Source organism: Streptomyces sp. Y2F8-2, from assembly GCF_014905555.1.
GTDB classification, from domain to species: domain Bacteria; phylum Actinomycetota; class Actinomycetes; order Streptomycetales; family Streptomycetaceae; genus Streptomyces; species Streptomyces cynarae.
In genome coordinates, this window is record NZ_BNGS01000026.1 from 1 (window position 1) to 4,080 (window position 4,080).

The 4,080-nt window shown below is 69.0% G+C and carries 4 protein-coding genes; 3 read left to right on the forward strand and 1 reads right to left on the reverse strand.

Going from position 1 to position 4,080, the window contains the following annotated elements; all coding sequences use genetic code 11:
• Together SY2F82_RS38490 and SY2F82_RS38495 are read left to right on the forward strand one after the other, a co-directional pair.
• Window positions 1-780, forward strand: a 780-nt coding sequence (locus SY2F82_RS38490; RefSeq protein ID WP_200422169.1) for an adenosylhomocysteinase, incomplete at its 5' end; no start/stop codon positions are given.
• Between the two features lie 120 nt (window positions 781-900).
• Window positions 901-1,515, forward strand: a complete 615-nt coding sequence (locus SY2F82_RS38495; RefSeq protein WP_200423738.1) for a hypothetical protein — start codon at window positions 901-903, stop codon at window positions 1,513-1,515.
• 23 nt (window positions 1,516-1,538) lie between these two features.
• Here the strand turns inward: SY2F82_RS38495 and SY2F82_RS38500 are convergent, their stop codons facing one another.
• Complete coding sequence (locus tag SY2F82_RS38500; RefSeq protein WP_200423739.1) at window positions 1,539-2,483, reverse strand: RDD family protein; 945 nt, start codon at window positions 2,481-2,483, stop codon at window positions 1,539-1,541.
• A gap of 91 nt (window positions 2,484-2,574) precedes the next feature.
• On the opposite strand from SY2F82_RS38500, the gene SY2F82_RS38505 reads away from it, so the two are divergent.
• A complete protein-coding gene (locus SY2F82_RS38505; protein ID WP_200423740.1) occupies window positions 2,575-3,582 on the forward strand; it encodes a stage II sporulation protein M in 1,008 nt (335 codons plus the stop codon).
• Window positions 3,583-4,080: the final 498 nt, after the last annotated feature.

The window sequence follows — 4,080 nt, forward strand, 5'->3', positions numbered from 1 at the left end:
TTCCCGGCGATCAACGTCAACGACGCCGTCACCAAGTCGAAGTTCGACAACAAGTACGGCTGCCGCCACTCCCTGATCGACGGCATCAACCGCGCCACGGACACCCTGATCGGCGGTAAGACGGCGGTCGTCTGCGGCTACGGCGACGTGGGCAAGGGCTGTGCGGAGTCCCTGCGTGGTCAGGGCGCCCGTGTGATCGTCACGGAGATCGACCCGATCTGCGCGTTGCAGGCGGCGATGGACGGCTACCAGGTCACGACGCTGGACGAGGTCGTCGACAAGGCCGACATCTTCGTCACCACGACCGGTAACCGGGACATCATCATGGCCAGTGACATGGCCAGGATGAAGCACCAGGCGATCGTGGGCAACATCGGTCACTTCGACAACGAGATCGACATGGCCGGCCTGGCCAAGGTCCCCGGGATCGTCAAGGACGAGGTCAAGCCGCAGGTCCACACCTGGACCTTCCCCGACGGCAAGAAGATCATTGTCCTGTCCGAGGGGCGCCTGCTGAACCTGGGCAACGCCACCGGTCACCCGTCGTTCGTGATGTCCAACTCCTTCGCGGACCAGACGCTGGCCCAGATCGAGCTGTTCACCAAGCCCGACGCGTACCCGACCGGCGTGTACGTGCTGCCCAAGCACCTGGACGAGAAGGTCGCCCGTCTCCACCTGGACGCGCTCGGCGTGAAGCTGACCAGGCTCCGCCCCGAGCAGGCGGCGTACATCGGCGTCGAGGTCGAAGGCCCGTACAAGCCGGACCACTACCGCTACTGACCGAGCCCCGGTCCGAAGGCAGGCCCCCGCACCCCCGTGCCGGGGGCCTGCCCCCTTTCCACACCACTGGGCCCTTCCGGACCACTGGGCGGACCGGCCCCGTCAAGCCCCAGGACCCTCATGCCCCGCGGCCGATATTCGCTCCACGACCCGCACGACCAGACCCTCCTCGCCGAAGAACACTTCCAGTGCGCGCCGGGCCCCACCGGCTGGCGCTATGTCTCCCAACTGACCACCCCCTCCGGCGATCACGCAGGCTCCGTCGACCTCGCCCTCGACGAGCTCGGCCGCCCCATCCGCCTCGAACTCCACGCCTCGAGCTGGCAGGTGCGGGGCGCCGCCCTCGACGGCGTCACCTGGGTCCGCACCGACCCCACCGGCACCCATGCCACCGAAGGCAATGTCCGCGCCCACGCCTTCACCGGCACATCCCCCGCGTTCCTCGTCGCCACCGCCCGTCTGCTGCGCCTCACCCCCTCTTCCTCCGCGACGCGCGTACGCCTCGTCGCCTTCACCGATCCGGTCCTCGCCCCGCGCACCGTGGACCAGTCCTGGGCCCTGATCGCAAGAGAAGCACACACCACTGACAACGCCCCCCTCATCGTGGACGAATACCAGGTCACGGCCCTGGACACGGGCGAGCGGCACACCGTCCACATCGCAGGAGACGTGGTGCTGTCGGCACCGGGCATCGAGCTGGAGGACCTCCAGTCGCCGCCGTCGGTGTTTCCCTGACAGCGACCCGGCGGTGACGGCGGTCAGGCGGGCGGCGCGAAGCCGGTGGAGGGCCGAGCCGGCGGTTCGGGGTGAGCCGGCCGCATGGGCGGCGTCGGTGCCGGCTGCTGGTCCTGCGGAGCCACGGGGGCCACGGGCGCCGGGGCCTGGGGCGGGGCGTAGGGCTGCTGAGCTGCGGTGCCGGCCTGCGGACCGCCCTCGACGGCCTCGACAGCTCCCCAGCCGCCGGAGGCCCGCCGGGCCTCCCGAGCCTGCCGTTCCTGCACCACCGCAGCCAGATAAGCAGCCGGCGGCACCCCGGGCGGTGTCGGCACGCCCGTACGAGCCGCGAGGTCCGCGGCGAGACGCTCCGCCATCGTCCAGCCCACCTGCGGATCCAGCTGGTGCATCCGCGTCAGGTACTGCCGGATCGCCAGCCACAGCCCGTCCGGAACGGCCGAGAGGTCGAGCGCGGAGAACCGCCCGGCCAGCCACGGTGGTGGCGGAGGCACGAAGGACGCACGGCCGGCGGGCACCCGCTCGCGCACCACGAGCGTGCCCGCGAACACGTCACCGAGCCGCCGTCCCCGTGCCGACACGAGCGAGGCGATACACGCCACGACCCCGAAGGTCATGAGGATCTCGACCACACCGACCGCGCCCCGTACCAACGCGTGCCTGAACCGGATCGGCCCCCCGTCGTCCCGCACCACCCGCAGCCCGCACGCCAGCTTGCCCAGCGAACGCCCATGGCTCAGCGTCTCCACCGCGATCGGCCCGCCCACCAGCACGAGGACGAAGGCGGCGATCGACACCGCGGTCTGCGCGGCCTCGTCAAGGCCGGACGTGGACACCACCAGAGCGATCATCACAAGGACGTAGACGAGCACGGCCACCACCAGGTCGAGCAACACGGCCAGCGCCCGGCTCGGCAGCTTCGCGGGGCGCAGCTCCAGCGCCACCGCCTCACCCGTCACTAGCTCACTCACGCCGACCGTCCTTCCCCTGACCCTCCCCGGAGTACGACAGTCTGCCAAGCTGAGGGCACATCGCGCCGCAGTACGAGGAGCAGCCCGTCCAATGGACCTCGACGTGTTCGTGTCCACCCACCGCGCCGAGTGGGACCGCCTCGAAGCCCTGCTGCGCCGCCGGCGCCGCCTCACCGGAGCCGAGGCGGACGAACTCGTCGCCCTCTACCAGCGCACCGCCACCCATCTCTCGCTGATCCAGTCCAGCGCACCCGACCCCCAGCTCACCGGCCGGCTCAGTCAACTGGTGGCACGCGCGCGCAGCGCCGTGACGGGCACGCGCCGCGCCTCGTGGCGGGATGTCACGCGCTTCCTCACGCACGGTTTTCCTGCCGCCGTCTACCGTTCGCGCCGCTGGTGGATACCCACGGCAGTGCTCTCCACAGTGGTGGCGGTGCTCCTGGGGTGGTGGATCGGCACCCACCCGGACGTCCAGGCCTCGATCGCGGCCCCCGGCGAACTTCGTGACCTGACACGCCCCGGCGGCGAGTACGAGACGTACTACTCCAGCCATCCCGCCGCCGCTTTCGCGGCACAGGTGTGGACGAACAACGCGCGAGCCGCTGCGATGTGCCTGGTCCTGGGCATCTTCCTCGGCCTCCCGGTGCTGTGGATCCTCTTCGAGAACATGCTGAACCTGGGGGTCGGCATCGGCCTGATGTCTTCGGCCGGCCGCCTCGACACCTTCCTCGGCCTGGTCCTCCCGCACGGGCTGCTGGAACTGACGGCCGTCTTCGTGGCAGCCGGAACAGGGCTGCGACTCGGCTGGACCCTCATCGACCCGGGCCCCCGGACTCGTCGCACCGCCCTCGCCGAAGAGGGCAGGGCCGCCCTGGGCATGGCCATCGGACTCACGCTGGTCCTGTTCGTCTCGGGTGCCATCGAGGGGTTCGTGACCCCCTCCGGTCTTCCCACCTGGGCCCGGATCGCGATAGGCATCGCCGCTGAGCTGGCCTTTCTCACGTACGTCTATGTCCTCGGCGGACGCGCGGCACGGGCCGGGGACACGGGGGACGTGGACGCGGACGAGCGCAGCGCGACCGTTCCGACGGCGGCGTGACCGGGACGGCCCCTCCGGATGTGCGTCATCCGGGGTCGGCCTGCTAATCTCCTCTTCGCCCCACGGAGCCTGTTGACACGGGTGGCGTGGGGAGGTAGATTCAGACAGTTGCCTGGAGGTGGAGGTATCCACCCACAACAGGAACAGTGAGCATCTGCCGGCTCTCGGGGCGATCAGTTCCGAGGAGCCTCCCCGATTGATTCAGAAGTTTCGGCGGTCAGTCCGCCACAAATCCTCTGATAAAGTCGGAACCGCCGGAAAGGGAAACGCGAGAGCGGGAACCTGGAAAGCACCGAGGAAATCGGATCGAGAAAAGATCTGATAGAGTCGGAAACACCGAAGGGAAGCGCCCGGAGGAAAGCCGAGAGAGTGAGTCTCTCCGGTGAGTACGAAGGAAGCGTCCGTTCCTTGAGAACTCAACAGCGTGCCAAAAGTCAACGCCAGATATGTTGATACCCCGTCCGTCGGATGATTCCGATGGTCGAGGTTCCTTTGAAA